Below are 3,570 nucleotides of genomic sequence, written 5' to 3'. Positions count from 1 at the left end.
GCGGGAGTCGTGGTTATAATCAGCCTCTTATTTTGCCGAGCGGTCCTAAAGCTCAGCGGAGAAAAGTAGGGAAGCTGGGTGACGGATGCGGGATCGCAATCCCGCGGGAGTCGTGGTTATAATCAGCCTCTTATTTTGCCGAGCGGTCCTACTGATTAAACACCTAGAAATAATTTGAAATCTTTGCTCTTCTATATACAGAAGCTTTTCTAAAGATATGGGAAAATTCAAAAAAGCGTCAAATTATCTTAGGCAATGTGCTGTTTGATAATTTGGCGCTTTATGGGTATTTGGGATCGTACGTGTTTATTATTTTAATGTTAGATTTTATTAAAGGTAATAACTTCTTGCTAGTATTAAACGCACAGATTTTTCACCAATAAGAATAGGTAAAAGCATTTCAGAAATGGATATGTCAATTTAGCCTTAAAATGAACAGAGAAACTAAGACGATTCTGTTATCTGCCTAGTAAAGTCTGCTTAAACGCTCTAAATGCTACTATACTCATTTGAAAAGCAGCAGATTTACAGGATTTCTATTCTTGAGTTGAAATGCTTTTCTAAAAATTGGGTATTTTCAAAAATTTCTTTTTCGGATATTACTTCTTTTTCAGATGTAACTACCCATTTTGTCTCAACATCATCATCACGATGAATGATTGCGACAAGTATACCAGTAAAAGTTCCGATGGGAGTTTCTGCATTTTTTGATATCACATAGACATCCTGTTTTTCACCATCGCCGCCAATAATACCAGAAATATAGCCGTAGTTTAATGGATATACGTTTCCAAACTGATCCACATATCCTTTTGGTCTGTCGATTGTAACCTGCAGTTTTAATTTATTCATACTAAAGATCCTCCTCATATGTCACTCTTTGGGCCGCCCAATCAATCTATATCCACTAATTGTTTAACAGTAGATTGAACTTTGGTTTGTGAAAGTCTCACATGTTTATTTTTGAACAATATGGATCTTTTGAAAATAACAAATTTCACCATCTATATAAATATATCGTTGCACACCGGCCACAAGAGTTAACTTACAACCAGAGATTAGCTTTATGTTTATTTTGAACGATGCCCCAAGTAATCATCTTGATAGTGTTGGGTCAGGTAATCATGGATTTCGGTCATCATAAGTTTTGTAGAGGGGGATGCAGCTTGAGTTTTGTTGACACTGAGACAGATTGTGCGGTTGTATTGGTGTGAAAAGGGATAAACATTCACATCACCAGTCAACTTTTGCAGCGCTAGCTTAGGCAAAATTCCAAAACCCAGTCCACTTTCTACCATAGAAAGGATGGATTGATCATCGATTGAATAACTAATGGCTTTCGGGGCCACGTTGTATTGATCCAAAGTTTTCTTGGTATCACGATCATAGTCAATTTGTTGAAGAATAAAATGATAATCACCAATGTCATCGGTTGTAATATAAGTTTTGTTTTTGGGTACAAAGTCTGCTGGAGTGACGCAGTAGATAGGATCCTCGATTAGAGATTCTGTTTGAAGCTGCGAATCTACTGGAAGTGTGGCAAAGCCAATGTCGACAGAGCCAATGCGAGTCATTTCGGCAATTTCTGAAAAGGTCCCTTGGGTGATTGTCACCTCGACGCCAGGATATTTTTTCTTAAACCGGCGAATAATTTTGGGTAACCAGTTTATGCACACACTACTAAATGCGCCAATTCGAACGGTTCCTAAATTTAGACCACGGATTTGATCGGCAACTTGTTGCAACTGAGCCTCACTGTTTAAAATGTGCTGAATGACAGGTAAAATTTGTTGGCCATCTGGTGTCAGTTCCACACCAGTTCGGTTACGGATAAATAATGGAAATCCTAGTTCATGTTCTAATTGACTGATCGCATGACTGACTGCACTTGGGGTTACGTTTAGTATTTTTGCGGCTTGACCGAAATTGTTAGTGGTCACGACTTGAGCAAAAATCTCATATGAAAAATTAGCCATCTAATGCACTTCCTTCTATATATAAGTATGAAACGTAAATTTCAAATAGTTTAGTGATGAAAAGCATTCACGCTCTATTGAGAACGTTGAGTTTTACTTCATACTAAATAATTAGTATCATAGAGTCAATAAGGAAACCGAAAAAGTATGGAGGAATTGTAATGGAAGAAGAATTTGCTAGTCGAGTTTCGTTAACTTCAAAAAGTGGGTTGAATGCTATCTATCCAAGTAGAGATCCTGAAATGATTTCTTTTACGGGTGGCTTTCCTGATGCCAGCTTGTTTCCCAACCAAGAATTAGCAGAAAGTTTTCAAATTGCAGTTACTAACCAAAAGTCACCCTTACAGTATCAGGTGGGTGAGGAATCTGCTGAGCTGCGAAGCAAAATTGCTGATTTGTTGAATGCTGATGGCACAGTAACTTGTGCTAATCAGATTATGATGACACAAGGTGCCCAGCAAGGATTGGACTTAGTTGCTAAGCTTGTAATTAACAAAGGCGACGGTTTGGTTGTAGAAGGCCCAACTTATATTGGCGCATTAGCTGCGTTTGATGCTTATGAACCAAATTACTTTTCCGTTAGCATGGAAGATGATGGGATGAATTTAACTGAACTAAAACGTATGCTAATTCAAAATTCCATAAAGCTTATCTATACGATTCCAGATTTTCAAAATCCTACTGGCATTGTAATGTCATTGGAAAAACGTCAGCAGTTAATTGAATTAGCTAACCGTTATGATGTTTTGATTTTGGAAGATGCTCCCTATCGCTGGCTAAGATACGAAGGGGAGCCATTACCTACATTGAAGTCAATGGACACACAAAATCGTGTAATTCAATTAGGAAGTTTTTCAAAAATCTTGGCTCCCGGATTGCGTTTGGGATGGTTATCAGCTGGTGGTCAAGTTTTTAATCGGCTGCAAGAATTGAAAGCTGGTGCGGATCTAGAGACTTCAAATATCATGATTCAAACAGTGAATGCTTATCTATCAAAGTATAGTTTGTCGAACCATCTAGAGAAGTTGCGAAAAAGTTATCGAATCAAACGGGATGCTATGATGAAAGCAATGCAACAATACATGCCAAACAATGTAAGTTATACGAAACCACAGGGTGGATTCTTCACTTGGATTACTGTTCCGGAGAATATCGACCTAGAAAGCATTCAAACAAAACAGTTAAAGCCCAGTTTTCATGTGATGGTGATTCCTTCAACCAATCTGTTTCCAGATAAATCACATAAAAATGGCGCGAGAGTTAGTTTTAGTAGCGTTTCTCTTTCACAAATTGATTTAGGCGTTCAACGACTAGGAAATGGCTTATCCGATGGGTATCAAAAGCAGTCAATCTGAAATTGGTATAGGTGAAAAACACGGTGATTTTCAGCAAAAAATGAAACAAATCAAAACAAATTTCAAAAAATGCTTGACGAAATGTTTATGACTTGGTATATTTATATACGTTGCCTGACGGAGAACAGCTTGCTTCTTCAAAAAAGAATTAAAAGTTTTTGTTGACAAGCTGCTAGCCAGATGATATACTAATAAAGTTGTCGCAAAGGAAAAAGGAATTTTTCTTAAAAGACAATTGG

Annotated in this window: 3 protein-coding genes; 1 reads left to right on the top strand and 2 read right to left on the bottom strand. The window is 37.5% G+C overall.

Features of this window, described 5'->3' with window-relative positions; translation table 11 throughout:
- Positions 1–525: 525 nt before the first annotated feature.
- Complete coding sequence (locus PPA04_RS09260) at positions 526–852, bottom strand: inorganic diphosphatase (RefSeq protein WP_057784830.1); 327 nt, start codon at positions 850–852, stop codon at positions 526–528.
- 218 nt (positions 853–1,070) lie between these two features.
- Positions 1,071–1,976 carry a LysR family transcriptional regulator gene (locus tag PPA04_RS09255; protein ID WP_057784829.1) on the bottom strand — a complete coding sequence of 302 codons (906 nt, stop codon included), beginning with the start codon at positions 1,974–1,976 and terminating at the stop codon, positions 1,071–1,073.
- Positions 1,977–2,137: 161 nt separating this feature from the next.
- Between PPA04_RS09255 and PPA04_RS09250 the strand changes: the two genes are divergently transcribed.
- The gene (locus PPA04_RS09250; protein ID WP_057784828.1) at positions 2,138–3,331 is read left to right on the top strand and encodes an aminotransferase-like domain-containing protein; all 1,194 of its coding nucleotides are present in this window, start codon (positions 2,138–2,140) and stop codon (positions 3,329–3,331) included.
- The last annotated feature ends 239 nt before the right edge of the window (positions 3,332–3,570 follow it).

Source organism: Pediococcus parvulus (assembly GCF_007990205.1).
GTDB classification, from domain to species: Bacteria; Bacillota; Bacilli; order Lactobacillales; family Lactobacillaceae; genus Pediococcus; species Pediococcus parvulus.
This window is presented reverse-complemented; position numbering and strand designations above follow the sequence as displayed.

Excerpts from the sequence above, each read along its gene's own strand:
- PPA04_RS09255 (WP_057784829.1), bottom strand. The coding sequence starts at position 1,976 with ATGGCTAATTTTTCATATGAGATTTTTGCTCAAGTCGTGACCACTAAC.
- PPA04_RS09250 (WP_057784828.1), top strand. The coding sequence starts at position 2,138 with ATGGAAGAAGAATTTGCTAGTCGAGTTTCGTTAACTTCAAAAAGTGGG.
- PPA04_RS09260 (WP_057784830.1), bottom strand. The coding sequence starts at position 852 with ATGAATAAATTAAAACTGCAGGTTACAATCGACAGACCAAAAGGATAT.